The organism is Mycobacterium sp. RTGN4, assembly GCF_033804635.1.
Lineage (GTDB): Bacteria > Actinomycetota > Actinomycetes > Mycobacteriales > Mycobacteriaceae > Mycobacterium.
In genome coordinates this window covers 160,966-176,736 of the sequence record NZ_JAPZLB010000004.1, presented here as the reverse complement: position 1 = coordinate 176,736, position 15,771 = coordinate 160,966, and the positions used below count along the sequence as shown (strand labels likewise).

Here is a 15,771-nt window from a genome sequence, read left to right as displayed (position 1 = left end):
TAGCCTAAGCACGCAATACATCGCGATGCACCAAACGGTCGCGGGCCGATTACGGACCACGGGACGCAGGTGTCAACCAAGCATGGCGGCAAGACCAATCAGTGACCTCCAACTCTTGAAGGAGCTCGCACCCGTCGCCGAGGCAGGCATGAATCTGCATCTCGCCGCTGCCAAGAACTGGAACCCCCACGACTACGTACCGTGGTCGGACGGCCGGAATTTCGGCACCGCCGGGGGACAGGATTGGCACCCCGACCAGTCCCGGCTCTCCGAGGTGGCTCGGATCGCGATGATCACCAACCTGCTCACCGAGGACAACCTGCCGTCGTATCACCGCGCCATCGCCGAGCACTTCAACCTCGACGACGCCTGGGGAGCCTGGGTCAATCGCTGGACCCTTGAGGAGAACAGGCACGGCATCGCGCTCCGCGACTATCTGGTGGTCACCAGGGCCGTCGATCCGGTCGAGCTGGAACGGGCCAGGATGCTCCAGGTCACGGCGGGCTTCAGTCCCGGCCAACAGGGACAAGGCACGGTCGGCTCCGAGTCGATGCTGGATACGCTCGTCTACGTCACGATTCAGGAGCTCGCCACGCGCGTGTCACACCGCAACACCGGCACGGCGTGCGACGAGCCGATCGCCCACCAGCTGCTCAAGCGGGTGTCCGCCGACGAAAACCTGCACATGATCTTCTACCGCGGCATCGCCTCCGCCGCTCTGGACATTGCGCCCGACCGGATGATGCGCGCGATCTGCCGAATCCTGGCCACCTTTCAGATGCCGGGCGCCGCGATACCCAACTTCCGCCGCAACGCCGTCAAGATCGCAGTCAGCGGTATATACGACCTGCGCCAGCATCTCGATGACGTGCTGCTGCCGGTGCTCCGGTACTGGCGGGTCTTCGAGCGCGACGACTTCACCGGCGAGGGTCTGCGGTTGCGGGACGAACTCGCAGTGTTCGTCGCGCACATGGAATCCGAGTCGGCCAAGTTCGAGAACTCGAAGGCCCGTTACCTGGAGCGCGCGGCCGCCAAGGCGCTAGCCAGCTGACGGCCGCTACTACCCGCGGAAGCCCGGCCCGCGGCGACGCAGGTAGCGCTCGAACTCGGCAGCCAGTGCATCGCCGTCGATCTTGCCGAGCGCTTCGGTCATGTCGACCTCCGCGTCCCCGCGTTCCTCGAGCGACTGCACGTATTCGGCGATCTCCTCGTCGTCTGCCGTCATCTCCGTGACCGCCTGCTCCCACTCCTCGGCCTGACTCGGCAGATCGGCCAGCGGGACCTCGATGTCGAGCACGTCCTCGACTCGCCGCAGCAGCGCGACGGTGGCCTTCGGGTTCGGTGGTTGCGAGACGTAGTGCGGAACCGCGGCCCAGAACGTGACTGCCGGGATACCCGCTGCGACGCACGCGTCCTGGAACACGCCCGCGATCCCGGTCGGCCCCTCATACCGGGTCTCCTCCAAGCCGAAGGCCTTGGCCGATTCGGGGGAGTAGGCGGCGCCCGACACGGGCACGGGGCGGGTATGGGGGGTGTCGGCCAGCAGGGCGCCGAGGATCACCACGGTGTCGACGTTGAGTTTCTCGGCGATGGCCAACAGTTCGGCGCAGAATGTGCGCCATCTCATATTCGGCTCGACCCCGTGCATGAGCACGATGTCGCGGTCGCTGCCGGGCGGGCGGCAGTGCGAGATCCGCATCGACGGCCAGACCAACTCGCGGGTGACGCCGTCGATCTGGCGAATCACGGGACGGTTCACCTGGTAGTCGAAGTACGCCTCGTCGTCGATCTCGACGATGGTTTCGGCCTCCCAGATGGCGTCGAGGTGTTCCAGCGCGTCGCTGGCCGCATCACCGGCGTCATTCCAGCCTTCGAAGGCTGCCACGACGATGGTGTCCTGCAGATCGGGCAGGTTTGTCACCAGGCCAGCGTAAGCCCTGCGTGGTACCTACGAGCGTCATCCCGGCGCGGGTCGGCGGAGGAGGTGTTTGGTAAGAGCGACTACGCCGCCAAGCGGGTCGGGGTCGGTAGCGACGTCGAGTTGGGCGTCGCAGACGTCGATCGGAATGACGACGTAGACTTTTCTGGTCGAGAGGCGTTGCAACGGTTATTTGGGGGGCCAGTCCCCTTCCGGTATCCGCCACGCTCGGCAGAGCTAAGGACGCCTTCCGTTACGGAAGGAACCTACGTGGACGCCTTGGAGCCGAACATCCGCCCCGACTGCACCGACGAACTGACGGCAGCGCTGCGCCAGCGGATCATGGTGATCGACGGCGCGATGGGCACGGCGATCCAGCGGGACCGGCCGGACGAGGCCGGTTACCGTGGCGAACGGTTCATGGAGTGGCCGACCGCGCTTCAGGGCAACAATGACCTGCTCAACTTGACGCAGCCGCAGATCATCGCGGGGATCCACCGCGAGTACCTCGAGGCGGGCGCCGACATCCTCGAAACCAACACTTTCAACGCGAATGCGGTGTCGCTCTCCGATTACGACATGCACGAGTTTGCCTACGAGTTGAACTACGCGGGCGCCGCACTGGCTCGCAAGGCCGCCGACGAGTTCAGCACCCCGGACAAGCCCCGCTACGTCGCAGGCGCCCTCGGCCCGACGACGCGGACCGCGTCGATCTCGCCGGACGTCAACGACCCCGGAGCCCGCAACGTCTCCTACGACCAGCTGGTCGCTGCCTACCTCGAAGCCGCGAACGGTCTGGTCGACGGAGGCTCTGATCTCCTCATCGTCGAGACGATCTTCGACTCGCTGAACTCCAAAGCGGCGGTGTTCGCCCTCGAGACGCTGTTCGAGGACCGCGGACGCCGCTGGCCGGTGATCATCTCGGGCACCATCACCGATGCCTCCGGGCGGACCTTGTCCGGTCAGGTCACCGAAGCGTTCTGGAACGCGATCAGACACGCGAAGCCGCTCGCAGTCGGCCTTAACTGCGCCCTGGGCGCGCCGGAGATGAGGCCCTACATCGCCGAGGTGGCGCGGATCGCGGACACCTTCGTCTCCTGCTACCCGAATGCAGGCTTGCCCAACGCCTTCGGCGAGTACGACGAGTCCCCGGAGGCTCAGGCCGGCTACATCGCCGAGTTCGCCAAGGCCGGCCTGGTCAACCTGGTCGGTGGTTGCTGCGGAACGGCGCCCCCGCACATCGCCGAGATCGCCAAGGTCGTCGGGGGCGTGCCGCCGCGCGAGCTGCCGGAGATCCCGGTGGCCACCCGGCTCTCGGGCCTGGAGCCGCTCAACATCACCGACGACTCTCTGTTCGTGAACATCGGTGAGCGCACCAACATCACCGGCTCCGCCCGGTTCCGAAACCTGATCAAAGCCGAGGACTACGACACCGCGCTGTCGGTCGCCCTGCAGCAGGTCGAGGTCGGTGCGCAGGTCATCGACATCAACATGGACGAGGGCATGATCGACGGCATTGCCGCGATGGACCGGTTCACCAAGCTGATCGCGTCCGAGCCGGACATCAGCCGCGTCCCGGTGATGATCGACTCCTCGAAGTGGGACGTCATCGAGGCGGGCCTGAAGAACGTGCAGGGCAAGCCGATCGTCAACTCGATCTCCATGAAGGAGGGCGAGGAGAAGTTCATCCGCGAGGCACGGTTGTGCCGCAAGTACGGCGCCGCCGTCGTCGTGATGGCCTTCGACGAGCAGGGTCAGGCCGACAACTTGGAGCGCCGCAAGGAGATCTGCGGGCGCGCCTACCGGATCCTGACCGAAGAGGTCGGCTTCCCGGCCGAGGACATCATCTTCGATCCGAACTGCTTCGCGCTGGCGACCGGTATCGAGGAGCACGCGACGTACGGGATCGACTTCATCGAGGCCTGCGCCTGGATCAAGGACAACCTTCCCGGGGTGCACATCTCCGGCGGTATCTCGAACGTGTCGTTCTCGTTCCGGGGCAACAACCCCGTCCGCGAAGCGATCCACGCGGTCTTCCTGTTCCACGCCATCAAGGCCGGCCTGGACATGGGCATCGTCAACGCGGGTGCGCTGGTGCCCTATGACTCGATCGACGCCGAACTGCGGGACCGAATCGAGGACGTCGTCCTGAACCGTCGCGAGGACGCTGCCGAAAGGCTCCTGGAGATCGCGGAACGGTTCAACAGCGCGGACAAGGCTGAGGACCCGGTTGCCGCCGAGTGGCGATCTCTCCCGGTCCGCGAGCGCATCACGCACGCCCTAGTCAAGGGCATCGACGCCGACGTCGAGACCGACACCGAGGAATTGCGCGCCGAGATCTCCGAAGCTGGTGGTCGCCCGATCGAGGTGATCGAGGGCCCGCTGATGGACGGCATGAACGTCGTCGGTGACCTCTTCGGCGCAGGCAAGATGTTCCTGCCCCAGGTCGTGAAGTCGGCCCGGGTGATGAAGAAGGCCGTTGCCTATCTGCTGCCGTTCATCGAGGCGGAGAAGGAGCAGAACGGCACTGCCGCGAGCAAGGACACCAACGGCACGATCATCATGGCGACCGTGAAGGGCGACGTCCACGACATCGGCAAGAACATCGTCGGAGTTGTCCTGCAGTGCAACAACTATGAAGTGATCGACCTCGGTGTGATGGTGCCCGCCCAGAAGATCCTGGATGCGGCCAAGGAGCACAACGCGGACATCATCGGGCTGTCCGGCCTGATCACCCCGTCGCTGGATGAGATGGTCAACTTCGCCGTCGAGATGGAGCGTCAGGGGCTGGAGATCCCGCTGCTGATCGGCGGCGCGACCACCTCGCGCGCCCACACGGCGGTGAAGGTGTCACCGCGTCGCAGCGGTCCGGTGGTCTGGGTCAAGGATGCGTCCCGCTCGGTGCCGGTCGCGGCCGCGCTGCTCGACGACAAGCAGCGTCCAGCCCTGCTGGAGGCCACCGAGAAGGATTACGCGTCGCTGCGCGAACGGCACGCCCAGAAGACCGAGCGGCCGATGCTGACGCTGGAGAAGGCCCGCGCGAACCGCACGCCGATCGAGTGGGACGGCTACACGCCGCCGGTGCCCGCGCAAGGTACGGGAGTACGAGAATTTCTTGACTACGACGTCGCCGAGCTTCGCGAGTACATCGACTGGCAGCCGTTCTTCAACGCCTGGGAGATGAAGGGCCGCTTCCCCGACATCCTCAACACCCCGGTCTCGGGCGAGACGGCCCGCAAGCTGTACGACGACGCCCAGGAGATGCTCGACACCCTGATCAAGGAGAAGTGGCTGACCGCCAACGGGGTGATCGGTTTTTTCCCGGCCAACGCCAGCCCCGGCGGCGACGACGTCGAGGTCTACACCGACGAGACCCGTACCGAGGTGCTGACCACATTGCACAACCTGCGCCAGCAGGGCGAGCACCGGGACGGCATCCCGAACCGGAGCCTCGGCGACTTCATCGCCCCCAAAGAAACGGGCCTCCGGGACTACGTCGGCGCCTTCGCCGTCACCACGGGGCTGGGCAGCCAGGACAAGATCATCGAGTTCAAGGCAGCCAACGACGACTACAACGCGATCCTGCTCGAGTCGATCGCCGACCGCCTGGCAGAGGCGTTCGCCGAACGGATGCATCAACGAGTCCGCAAGGAGTTCTGGGGATTCCAGCCCGACGAGCAGCTGGACAACGAGGCGCTCATCGGTGAGAAGTACGTGGGAATCCGCCCGGCGCCGGGCTACCCGGCCTGCCCGGAGCACACCGAGAAGGCGACGCTCTGGGAGTTGATGGACGTCAAGGAGCGGACCGGCATCGAGCTGACCGAGTCGATGGCGATGTGGCCCGGTGCTGCCGTCAGCGGCTGGTACTTCTCGCACCCGCAGTCGCAGTACTTCGTGGTCGGCCGGCTGGCCCAGGACCAGGTCGCCGACTACGCGAAGCGCAAGGGCTGGACCTTGCAAGAAGCCGAGCGCTGGCTCGGCTCCAACCTCGGCTACAACCCCGAGGACTGAGCCCAACCCGCACACGACGTGTAACCGGCGCCGCCCGCGACGAATCGGGGTTGCCAAGATATCCGGTGATTGCTGTCACAGAATTGGGAAGACCGACCCTCGCCGGTGTGACGGTGAGCGCGCGGATGTCCTTGGCGGTCAAGGTGATCAGATGATCCACCACGCGCCTGGCGATATTTTCTGGTGCCCCAGTCAGCAGGGTCGTCATGGCACCGCGCCAGTGACCCCTCCGACGATGAGACAATGGAGCACATGCGCGCGGTGCTCTGGGACATGGACGGCACCCTCGTCGATTCTGAAAAGCTCTGGGACATCTCCATGCAAGAGCTCTACGCACGCTTGGGCGGGGTGCTTTCCGCCGAGGTACGTGAGTCCACCGTGGGGGGCTCCGCCAAGAGCGTGATGGATACGGTCTACGCCGACCTCGGGCTCGATCCTGACCCCGCCGCCATCGCCGAATCCACGGAGTGGCTACACGTCCGTACGGGAGAGCTCTTCGAAGCGGGGCTGCCGTGGCGGCCAGGTGCGCGCGAACTGCTCGACGCCCTGCTCGTCGAAGGCATTCCGATGGCACTGGTGACGAACACGCGTCGGGATCTCACCGAGCAGGCGTTGAAGAGCATTGGTAAGCACTACTTTTCGGTGAGTGTGTGCGGTGACGAGGTGCAGCACGGCAAGCCCGCGCCGGACGTCTACCTCAGCGCCGCCGAGCTGCTCGGGTTCGAACCGGCGCAATGCCTTGCGATCGAGGATTCCGTCACCGGAAGCGTCGCCGCGGAGTCCGCGGACTGTCCTGTGCTCGTGGTGCCCAACGACGTGGAGGTCCCCGGCAGTGCGCGGCGCAGACACATCACGACGCTCGTCGGGTTGAGCCCGTCCGACCTGCGCGGGATACACGCCGCACTCAGCGCGCGGCTCGATGACGGAGTCCTTCCGCGCGGGTGAAGCCGGTTCAGCGACCAGCACTTCGAGTGGTGCGGACTGGTAACGGCGCCAACGTCGGTTGATCAGCAAACGTCCCGACGGCGACCGTTTGCCTCGCCAGGTGTTGGCAACGTGAGATGCATTGACCGACAACACCTATGGCGTGGGCGGTGCTACTGCCGGCTGGAGCCCCCGTTCTACGAAGCGGCTGTGTGGCGGCTGTTCGGGTGATTGAATGGCTGTGATTCACCTCACGCAGTGCCGCGAAAGGACGCCTCATGGCTGGTCAGGGACCCCCCGTCGACGACTCTGCTTCGGCAATTACCGACGAGGACTTCTCGTCGGGCGGCACCGCCGTACGGATCGCCTCGGTCGCCGCCTTGGGCGGCTTGCTGTTCGGTTACGACAGTGCGGTCATCAACGGTGCGGTCGACTCCATTCAGAAGGACTTCGGCATCGGCAACGCGGAATTGGGCTTCGCCGTTGCTTCGGCGCTTCTCGGTGCCGCGGCGGGTGCGATGTCCGCCGGCCGGATCGCTGACCGCATCGGACGCATCTCGGTCATGAAGATCGCCGCGGTCTTCTTCCTCGTCAGCGCCATCGGCACGGCGTTGGCGCCCAGCGTCGAGATCGTCGTGCTCTTCCGGATCGTCGGCGGCATCGGTGTCGGCATCGCGTCCGTCATCGCCCCGGCCTACATCGCGGAGACCTCGCCGCCGCGCATCCGCGGCAGGCTCGGCTCCCTCCAGCAGCTCGCGATCGTGTCGGGCATCTTCCTTTCCTTCGTCGTCAACTGGCTGCTGCAGAGGGCGGCGGGAGGCCCCGGCGAGGTGCTCTGGCTCAACATGGAGGCTTGGCGCTGGATGTTCCTCGTCATGGCGATCCCCGCGATCGTTTACGGCGGACTGGCCTTCACCATCCCGGAGTCGCCGCGTTATCTCGTTGCCAGCCACAAGATTCCGGAAGCGCGCAAGGTGCTGACGATGTTGCTCGGCGAGAAGAACCTCGAGATCACCATCGACCGCATCAAGGAGACGCTGGAACGCGAAGACAAGCCGTCGTGGCGCGATCTGCGCAAGCCGGGCGGCAGCTTCTTCGGTTTGTACGGGATCGTCTGGGTGGGGCTGGGCCTCTCGATCTTCCAGCAGTTCGTCGGCATCAACGTGATCTTCTACTACTCGAATGTGCTGTGGCAGGCGGTGGGATTCAGCGCCGACGAGTCGGCCATCTACACGGTGATCACGTCGGTGATCAATGTGGCGACCACGCTCATCGCCATTGCACTGATCGACAAGATCGGTCGGAAACCGCTGCTGCTCATCGGTTCGTCCGGCATGGCGGTCACTTTGATCACCATGGCGGTCATCTTCGCCAATGCGACCCTCGGAGCCGATGGCAAGCCGAGTCTCGACGGTGCGTCCGGCGTCATCGCACTGATCGCCGCGAACCTGTTCGTCGTCGCCTTCGGAATGTCGTGGGGGCCGGTGGTGTGGGTGCTGCTCGGCGAGATGTTCCCGAACCGCATCCGGGCGGCCGCGCTGGGCTTGGCGGCGGCAGGTCAGTGGGCCGCCAACTGGGCGATCACGGTTTCCTTCCCGGAGATGAGGAACCACCTGGGTCTGGCGTATGGGTTCTACGGCCTCTGCGCGATCCTGTCGTTCGTCTTCGTGTGGCGTTGGGTGCAGGAGACCAAGGGCGTCTCACTTGAGGACATGCATGGCGAGATTCTTGCCACGCCGAAGCCCGCGGCGAACGCCTGACGGCGGGCCGCGTCACGGCGGTCCTCTGAAACCGCCGTGACTTCGCTGCGGTAAGCGTGGAACAATCGCGTGCCGTGAAGACCTTCGACGCTCTGTTCGCCGAACTCAGCGAGCGTGCGCGCACCCGTCCAGCCGGTAGCGGCACCGTTGCGGCGCTCGACGCCGGCGTCCACGGGTTGGGGAAGAAGATCCTCGAAGAGGCCGGCGAGGTCTGGCTGGCGGCCGAACACGAGAGCGACGAAGCGCTGGCAGGCGAGCTCAGTCAGTTGCTGTACTGGACGCAGGTGCTGATGATCGCCCGTGGGCTGACCCTCGACGACGTGTACGCAAAACTGTGATCGGCAATCTGCGGGTGGCCGTCCCCAACAAGGGTGCGCTCAGCGAGTCGGCGGCTGAGATCCTGTCCGAAGCCGGTTACCGGCGGCGGCGTGATCCGAAGGATCTGACCGTCGTCGATCCCGCAAACAACGTGGAGTTCTTCTTCCTCAGGCCCAAGGACATCGCGATCTATGTCGGGTCGGGGGAGTTGGACTTCGGCATCACCGGACGGGACCTGGCAGCGGAGTCTGATGCGCCCGTGCAGGAACGCCTTGCGCTCGGCTTCGGCTCGTCGACGTTCCGCTACGCCGCTCCGTCGGGCCACGATTGGGCGATCGACGGCCTCGCAGGCAAGCGGATCGCCACCGCATACCCGAACCTGGTCCGAAAGGATCTGGCCGCCAGAGGCATTGAGGCCACCGTGATCCGACTCGACGGCGCGGTAGAGATCTCGGTGCAACTGGGTCTGGCCGACGTCATCGCCGACATCGTCGGGACGGGCCGCACGCTCGGCCTGCACGGCCTCGTCGCGTTCGGCGAAGCGTTGTGCGACTCGGAGGCGGTGCTGATCGAACGGGCCGACCCCGATCCCGGAACCGCCGCGGCACGCGATCAGCTCGCCGGTCGCGTGCAGGGCGTCGTATTCGGCCAGCAGTACCTGATGCTCGACTACGACTGCCCGCGGACGGTGCTCGAGCAAGCCACCGCCGTCACGCCGGGACTCGAGTCGCCGACCATCGCACCGCTGGCCGACCCGGCGTGGGTCGCGGTCCGTGCGCTGGTGCCGCGCCGCGACGTCAACGACATCATGGACCAGTTGGCGGCCATCGGCGCGAAAGCAATCCTTGCCTCCGACATCAGGTTCTGCCGCTTCTGAACTGCTTCGGGTGCTAGGTTTTCAGTCAATACTGGACCGGTCGAGGGGTCGCCATGACGCACGTTCCGTTTCTCCTTCTCGTTGCGCTACTGATCGGCGTGGTCGCCGGCCTGCGTGCGCTGACTCCACCGGCCGTGGTGGCCTGGGGTGCGGCACTGGGCTGGCTGCCGTTGGATGGCACCTGGGCGCACTGGGTCGGACACCCCATCACGGTCACGGTCCTGACGATCCTCTTGGTGGTGGAGCTGGTGACGGATCAGTTGCCGTCCACGCCTAGTCGCACGGTTCCGCCGCAGTTCCTGGCGCGCATCGTCACCGGTGCGTTTGCCGGGGCAGTGATCGGAGCGGGCTGGCACCACACGTTCATTGGCATCGGCGCGGGAATCATCGGCGCTGTGCTAGGAACGCTCGCGGGTTATCACGCCCGCCGCCGCCTGGTCGCCGCCAACGATGGGCATGACCTCCCCGTCGCTTTGACCGAGGACGCAGTCGCCGTGTTGGGCGGTTTCGCCGTCGTGGCGCTCGCCCTGGTCGGCTAGATGGCTGGCGCGGCAACCAGATTCGATGCGATCATCGTCGGCGCTGGTCAGGCTGGGCCGCCGCTTGCCGGGCGACTGACGGACGCCGGTCAGACCGTCGCGGTGATCGAACGCAAACTCGTCGGTGGCACCTGCGTCAACTACGGCTGTATCCCCACCAAGACATTGGTCGCCAGCGCCCATGCCGCGCACGTGGCGCGCCGCGGCGCCGAGTTCGGTATCGGGACCGGCGATGTCACGGTGGACATGACGAAGGTCAAGGCCCGCAAGGACAAGGTGATGCTCGACGATCGGCACGGCGTCGAGTCGTGGCTGGAGGGCATGGCGGGTTGCACGCTCATCCGCGGCCACGCCCGCTTCGAGGGCCCGCATACCATTCGGGTCGACGACCAACTCCTCGAAGCCGACAAGATATTCCTGAATGTCGGCGGCCGCGCGGTCGTCCCCGACATCCCTGGGCTTTCCGACGTCGACTTCCTCACCAACGTCGGCATCCTGGACCTCGCAACGCTTCCCGAGCATCTGGTCATCGTCGGCGGTAGCTACATCGCGCTCGAGTTCGCCCAGATGTACCGGCGCTTCGGGGCCAAGGTCAGCGTCGTGGAGAAGGGCCCGCGGCTGACCGCAAGGGAGGACGAGGACGTCTCCGCTGCCGTGAAGGAAATCCTCGAAGCGGAGGGCATCGAGGTCCACCTCGGGGCGACGGCGATGCGGATAGTTAAGCGGGACAACGGGTTCGAGTTGCATCCGCGGGAGGGCGCCGACCCCATCGTGGGGACCCACCTGTTGGTGGCGACAGGCAGAGCGCCGAACACCGACGACCTCGGGCTGGACGCCGCGGGCGTGGCGACCGACCGGCGCGGCTTCGTGGAGGTCGACGATCAGTTGCGCACGAACGTCGGCCACATCTGGGCGATGGGGGATTGCAACGGCAAGGGCGCCTTCACCCACACGTCGTACAACGACTTCGAGATCGTCGCGGCCAATCTGCTCGACGACGATCCGCGCCGTGTCAGCGACCGGGTGACGACCTACGCGCTTTACATCGACCCGCCGTTGGGTCGGGCCGGGCTTACCGTCGACGAGGTACGCGCGTCGGGTCGAAAGGCGTTGGTGGGCAAGCGACCGATGGCCAAGGTCGGCCGCGCAGTGGAGAAGGGCGAGACCCAGGGTTTCATGAAGGTGGTGGTCGACGCCGAGACCGAAGAGATCCTCGGGGCCGCCATCCTCGGCGTCGGTGGCGACGAGGTCGTTCAAGACATCCTCGACGTGATGACCGCCAAGCTTCCGTACACGGCCATCTCGCGCACCATGCACATTCACCCCACCGTCAGTGAGCTGGTTCCGACCATGCTGCAGGAGCTGAAACCGCTGGATTAGCTTGTGCGACAGCGCGTCCGGCGATCAGCTCGGCGGTGACCATCGCCACTCGACGTCCGAGATGTTCGCACGTTCGGAGGTCGGACGGATGGACGTCCTCCGAGTTCGCGTCGACGTCGGTCTGCGCGCCTGCGCCGAGCCAAAAGCCCAGCCGGTTCAAGTCGTGCTCGCTCCCTCCAGCGCTGTTCCAGCCTGCGCCGAGCCCGAGATTCACCCAGTGCATATGGTGTTGCGCGGCGAATACGGCCAGCGAGACCAAGGTGGACAATTTGTCGCCGCTCTTGGCGCCGGAGTTGGTGAAGCCCGCGGCGACCTTGTCGCTCCATGCTCCGTTGAGGCATCGTCGTCCGGTCTGCTCGGCGAAGGCTTGAAATCCCGCCGACACGTTGCCCATGTAGGTAGCGCTGCCGAAGATGATCGCGTCCGCGTCGTCGAGCACGTCCCAATCCGACTGGGACATGGTGTCGACGGCGATCAACGAGACGTCGGTCCCGCCTGCCCGGGCACCCACGGCCACGGCGTTGGCCAGGGTGGCGGTGTGCCCGAACCCCGAGTGGTAGGCGATGACGATGCTCATGACAATTCCCTTCTCGGTGTGCTCGGCGCAGCACCGGCGATCGCTTCGTAACGTTGCGCCCAGTTGGGCATCGGCTCGTCGGCGAGCAGGGCCTCGAGTCGGTCGAGAAACGCGTGGGTGCCCGAGCGGAAGCCGGTCGCATTCGGCACACTGAGCCCGCGGTGACTGAATCGCAGCAGTGTGCCCGCTCCGTCGGCGTGCAGTTCGTAGCGCACCACGCCGGGTTCGACGATGGGTTGATTCCATTCGTGTTCGAATACGCGCGGCGGGTCCCAGACCAGGATCCGGCCGGTCATCCGCTTCTGATCGGGCGGCAACGGCGGACCAGAAGCCACGGTCGTGATGAGCCCGCCCGGTCGCGGCTCGATCGAGGTCTTGCCCATCCACTTGTCCCGGTGGGCAGGGTCGGTGATGGCCGCCCACACCTGTTCGACGGGGAAGGGCAACGTGCGTTCGAAGTGAAGCACGGCCTGGTCGCCGTCGACGGTGAGTCTTCCGTTCCGGTCGGTCATGTCGGCTCCTCGAAGGTCGAGCTCAAGTGTTGTTCCAACGCGTCCAAGTGGTCGGTCCAGAAGTGGCGGTACCGGCTGATCCAGTCATCCATCGCGACGAGGCCGTCGGCGCGCAGCGCGTAGATCCGGCGCTGCGCGTCGGGGCGGACCTCGACGAGCCCGACTTCGCGCAGCACCCGAAGATGTCGCGAGACCGTCGGCTGCGTCAGTCCGGGGAGCGTGGCGACGAGCTCGCCTGCCGTGCGTTCACCATCTCGCAAGGTGTCGAGCAACGTGCGCCTGCTGGGTTCGGCCAGCGCCTCGAAGACGTCCATGCCGCTATATTACTGTTCGTCTATATAGATCGCAATGGATATGCCTGACTAGACCTCTAGCGCCGCATGACGAGCAGGGTCTGCGCGGAGGTTCCGATGAAGCCCTGCCGATCGAACAACTCGGCGGTGGTCACCCCGATGCCGTCGGGTCCGATCGAAGCCTTGGCCCGTAGCCCGAAGTCGGCGCCGGTCGGCAGCCGGTGAAGGTGGACCGTGGTGTCGGTGTTCATGAAAACGAATTCGGCCGGGTCCAGCGCGGCCCCAGCGCCGTTGGCCGAATCGACCACCATGGCGAGGCGTTGGACGTCGGTGACTGGTTCGGCGTCCACGAGGGGCACCAGCGGGCTCATCCAAACCTCGGCGGCCGTGTCTTCGGCGGTTGCCTGCTTGCGCCAGGTCACCGTCTCGAGGTACCCGGGGGCGCCCAGCCATGTGTGCGGATTGGGCACCGATGCGCCCTCGACCATTGGGGGATAACGGTCAGTCGCGACGTCGCTGGTGTCGCTGGTGGCCAGCAACCAGGCCGCCACTCGGGCGACCGGACGGGCGTCCGCGAGCGGAAGTAGCTCGGCGCACACCAGCGAGATGCGGGCGCCGGGACGTGCCGTCCACGCCCGAACTTTCAGCGGCGCAACGGGTATCGCGCCGAGGATGTCGAGTGTCAACCGTCCGATGCGCAGCGGGGTATCGGCGGCCATCTCCTCGATGACCTTGGTCATCAGGGCCAAAGGCGGTGAGCCGTGCTGGATCTCGGGGTCCCAATTGCTGCGGGTGCCGTCAGTGGCTTCGAAGACGGGCAAGGGGCCGTCGGACGGCAGCCGCCGGTACAGGCAGTCGGTCACGCCGCTGACCCCGCAGAGTGCGCCGACACCACCTGCGCCGACGCCTCCGGCCATCCGGGGTACGGCGGAGGTGTTCCGCCGAACACAGGGCAATGCTCGTGGTGGGCACACCAATCGCACAGTCGCGAGGGCTTGGGGCGGAAATCGCCTGTCGCACCGGCCGATTGGATGGCGCGCCAGATGGCGATCAACGTCTTCTCGAAGCGCTCCAGTTCGGCTAGCTCGGGGGTGTAGTCCAGCACCTGGCCGTCGGCGAGGTAGAGCAGGCGCAGGCGGGACGGCAGCACGTTGCGCGAGCGCAGTATTGCCACCGCGTAGAACTTCATCTGGAACATCGCCTTGGCCTCGGCAAGTTCGCGGGTGGCCGACGGCGCCTTACCCGTCTTGTAGTCGACGACCCTGAGTTCGCCGGAGGGCGCGACGTCGATCCTGTCGACGAAACCGCGCAGCAGCGTGCCGTCGGACAGTTCGACCTCGACCCGTTGTTCGCATGATTCGGGCTCGAACCGGGTGGGGTCCTCCAGCCGGTAGTACCCGGTGAGCAGCGCCCTGGCCTCGTCGAGGAGTTGTGCTCTTAGTTCTGGCGCGAACTCGTCGGCGAGCCCCGGTTGTTCGGCGACCACGCGGTCCCACGCCGGACCCACCAGCGTCACCGCCGTGTCCGCGCCACGGTTGACCGCAGGCAGCGCGTAGAGCTGTTCGAGTGCGCCGTGTACGACCGAACCCCGAACCTGGGCGGTGGACGACGGCTCAGGTAGGTGGTCGATGGCCCGGAACCGGTACAGGAGTGGGCACTGTTTGAAGTCGCTGGCCCGCGACGGTGACAACGCGGGCCGTCGCGGAGGCGCAGCCGGGTCGTCACTCATGCTGTGCTCCTTCTCGGGTCGCTTCGCTCCTGCCTCCGCAGCCTATGGGCGACGTCCGACAACCCCGCGCACCAGGACCGGCGCGTCTGCTGGCAGGCTGGCGTCCGTGCGAGTTACCGGTCCCTTCGTCGTCGGCGATCGCGTGCAGCTGACCGACCCCAAGGGGAAGCACCACACGATCGTCCTCGCGGTCGGTGACGAGTACCACACCCACCGCGGCGCGATCGCTCACGACGACATCATCGGGCAGCCGGAGGGCTGCGTGGTCAAGGCCGCCAACGGCGATCCGTTCCTGGTGCTGCGCCCGCTGCTGATGGACTACGTGCTGTCGATGCCGCGCGGCGCACAGGTCATCTACCCCAAGGACGCCGCGCAGATCGTCCACGAGGGCGACATGTTCCCCGGGGCCAACGTGCTCGAGGCGGGCGCAGGCTCGGGTGCGCTGACGTGTTCGCTGCTGCGCGCGGTGGGACCCACCGGCACGGTGACGTCCTACGAGGTGCGCGACGATCACGCCGAACACGCAGTGCGCAACGTCGTGACGTTCTTCGGTGAGCATCCGCCGAACTGGACGCTGCGCATCGCCGATGTCGCGGACTACGACGGCGCTCAGGTCGACCGGGCGGTGCTGGACATGCTGGCGCCGTGGGAAGTCCTCGCGGCGGTGTCGAACGCCCTGGTGCCCGGCGGCGTGCTGATGATCTACGTCGCGACGGTGACGCAGTTGTCGCGCACCGTGGAGGCGCTACGCGAACAGCAGTGCTGGACCGAACCGCGGTCCTGGGAGTCCTTGCAGCGCGGATGGGACGTCGTCGGACTGGCCGTGCGACCGCAACACTCGATGCGAGGGCACACCGCGTTCCTGATCAGCGCCCGCAAGCTCGCTCCCGGCACCGTGACGCCGCCCCCAGCGCGGCGAAAGCGTCTTTGAGC

General features: G+C 66.2%; 15 protein-coding genes. 9 read left to right on the top strand and 6 right to left on the bottom strand.

The window, feature by feature from the left end:
• Positions 1-82 precede the first annotated feature (82 nt).
• On the top strand, positions 83-1,051 hold the full coding sequence (locus SLQ30_RS10695; RefSeq protein ID WP_319446247.1) for an acyl-ACP desaturase: 969 nt from the start codon (positions 83-85) through the stop codon (positions 1,049-1,051).
• A 9-nt stretch (positions 1,052-1,060) separates the two neighbouring features.
• Here the strand turns inward: SLQ30_RS10695 and SLQ30_RS10690 are convergent, their stop codons facing one another.
• Positions 1,061-1,921, bottom strand: coding sequence for a PAC2 family protein (locus SLQ30_RS10690; protein WP_413467992.1), 861 nt, complete (start codon positions 1,919-1,921; stop codon positions 1,061-1,063).
• A 267-nt stretch (positions 1,922-2,188) separates the two neighbouring features.
• Between SLQ30_RS10690 and metH the strand changes: the two genes are divergently transcribed.
• From metH to SLQ30_RS10655, 7 genes are all read left to right on the top strand, one after another.
• Positions 2,189-5,929 carry a methionine synthase gene (metH, locus tag SLQ30_RS10685; RefSeq protein ID WP_413467991.1) on the top strand — a complete coding sequence of 1,247 codons (3,741 nt, stop codon included), beginning with the start codon at positions 2,189-2,191 and terminating at the stop codon, positions 5,927-5,929.
• A gap of 252 nt (positions 5,930-6,181) precedes the next feature.
• Entirely contained in the window at positions 6,182-6,874 is a 693-nt protein-coding gene (locus SLQ30_RS10680) for an HAD family phosphatase (RefSeq protein WP_319446498.1), read from the top strand.
• Positions 6,875-7,131: 257 nt separating this feature from the next.
• Positions 7,132-8,613, top strand: coding sequence for a sugar porter family MFS transporter (locus tag SLQ30_RS10675; protein ID WP_319446246.1), 1,482 nt, complete (start codon positions 7,132-7,134; stop codon positions 8,611-8,613).
• A 56-nt stretch (positions 8,614-8,669) separates the two neighbouring features.
• Positions 8,670-8,951 carry a phosphoribosyl-ATP diphosphatase gene (locus SLQ30_RS10670; RefSeq protein ID WP_319446245.1) on the top strand — a complete coding sequence of 94 codons (282 nt, stop codon included), beginning with the start codon at positions 8,670-8,672 and terminating at the stop codon, positions 8,949-8,951.
• Positions 8,952-8,959: 8 nt separating this feature from the next.
• Positions 8,960-9,808: an ATP phosphoribosyltransferase gene (gene hisG, locus SLQ30_RS10665; protein ID WP_319446497.1), complete on the top strand. Its 849-nt coding sequence runs from the start codon at positions 8,960-8,962 to the stop codon at positions 9,806-9,808.
• A 53-nt stretch (positions 9,809-9,861) separates the two neighbouring features.
• Complete coding sequence (locus SLQ30_RS10660) at positions 9,862-10,347, top strand: DUF4126 family protein (RefSeq protein WP_319446244.1); 486 nt, start codon at positions 9,862-9,864, stop codon at positions 10,345-10,347.
• Entirely contained in the window at positions 10,348-11,727 is a 1,380-nt protein-coding gene (locus tag SLQ30_RS10655) for an FAD-containing oxidoreductase (protein WP_319446243.1), read from the top strand.
• On the opposite strand, the gene SLQ30_RS10650 is transcribed toward SLQ30_RS10655, so the two are convergent.
• The 5 genes from SLQ30_RS10650 to SLQ30_RS10630 are packed head-to-tail and all read right to left on the bottom strand — an operon-like array spanning position 11,678 to position 14,838.
• Positions 11,678-12,304 carry a flavodoxin family protein gene (locus SLQ30_RS10650; protein ID WP_319446242.1) on the bottom strand — a complete coding sequence of 209 codons (627 nt, stop codon included), beginning with the start codon at positions 12,302-12,304 and terminating at the stop codon, positions 11,678-11,680. The genes SLQ30_RS10655 and SLQ30_RS10650 overlap by 50 nt on opposite strands.
• Complete coding sequence (locus tag SLQ30_RS10645) at positions 12,301-12,816, bottom strand: SRPBCC family protein (RefSeq protein WP_319446241.1); 516 nt, start codon at positions 12,814-12,816, stop codon at positions 12,301-12,303. The genes SLQ30_RS10650 and SLQ30_RS10645 overlap by 4 nt, the downstream gene beginning before the upstream one ends.
• Positions 12,813-13,130: a metalloregulator ArsR/SmtB family transcription factor gene (locus tag SLQ30_RS10640; RefSeq protein ID WP_319446240.1), complete on the bottom strand. Its 318-nt coding sequence runs from the start codon at positions 13,128-13,130 to the stop codon at positions 12,813-12,815. The genes SLQ30_RS10645 and SLQ30_RS10640 overlap by 4 nt, the downstream gene beginning before the upstream one ends.
• A gap of 56 nt (positions 13,131-13,186) precedes the next feature.
• Positions 13,187-13,972 carry a thioesterase family protein gene (locus SLQ30_RS10635; RefSeq protein WP_319446239.1) on the bottom strand — a complete coding sequence of 262 codons (786 nt, stop codon included), beginning with the start codon at positions 13,970-13,972 and terminating at the stop codon, positions 13,187-13,189.
• A complete protein-coding gene (locus tag SLQ30_RS10630) occupies positions 13,969-14,838 on the bottom strand; it encodes a RecB family exonuclease (RefSeq protein WP_319446238.1) in 870 nt (289 codons plus the stop codon). Before SLQ30_RS10630 ends, SLQ30_RS10635 begins: the two co-directional genes overlap by 4 nt.
• A gap of 106 nt (positions 14,839-14,944) precedes the next feature.
• Between SLQ30_RS10630 and SLQ30_RS10625 the strand changes: the two genes are divergently transcribed.
• Positions 14,945-15,769 carry a tRNA (adenine-N1)-methyltransferase gene (locus SLQ30_RS10625; RefSeq protein ID WP_319446237.1) on the top strand — a complete coding sequence of 275 codons (825 nt, stop codon included), beginning with the start codon at positions 14,945-14,947 and terminating at the stop codon, positions 15,767-15,769.
• Positions 15,770-15,771 lie beyond the last annotated feature (2 nt).

Coding starts and splice junctions, on each gene's coding strand:
- SLQ30_RS10695 (WP_319446247.1), top strand. CDS start 83: ATGGCGGCAAGACCAATCAGTGACCTCCAACTCTTGAAGGAGCTCGCA.
- SLQ30_RS10680 (WP_319446498.1), top strand. CDS start 6,182: ATGCGCGCGGTGCTCTGGGACATGGACGGCACCCTCGTCGATTCTGAA.
- SLQ30_RS10675 (WP_319446246.1), top strand. CDS start 7,132: ATGGCTGGTCAGGGACCCCCCGTCGACGACTCTGCTTCGGCAATTACC.
- SLQ30_RS10660 (WP_319446244.1), top strand. CDS start 9,862: ATGACGCACGTTCCGTTTCTCCTTCTCGTTGCGCTACTGATCGGCGTG.
- SLQ30_RS10655 (WP_319446243.1), top strand. CDS start 10,348: ATGGCTGGCGCGGCAACCAGATTCGATGCGATCATCGTCGGCGCTGGT.
- SLQ30_RS10650 (WP_319446242.1), bottom strand. CDS start 12,304: ATGAGCATCGTCATCGCCTACCACTCGGGGTTCGGGCACACCGCCACC.
- SLQ30_RS10645 (WP_319446241.1), bottom strand. CDS start 12,816: ATGACCGACCGGAACGGAAGACTCACCGTCGACGGCGACCAGGCCGTG.
- SLQ30_RS10640 (WP_319446240.1), bottom strand. CDS start 13,130: ATGGACGTCTTCGAGGCGCTGGCCGAACCCAGCAGGCGCACGTTGCTC.
- SLQ30_RS10630 (WP_319446238.1), bottom strand. CDS start 14,838: ATGAGTGACGACCCGGCTGCGCCTCCGCGACGGCCCGCGTTGTCACCG.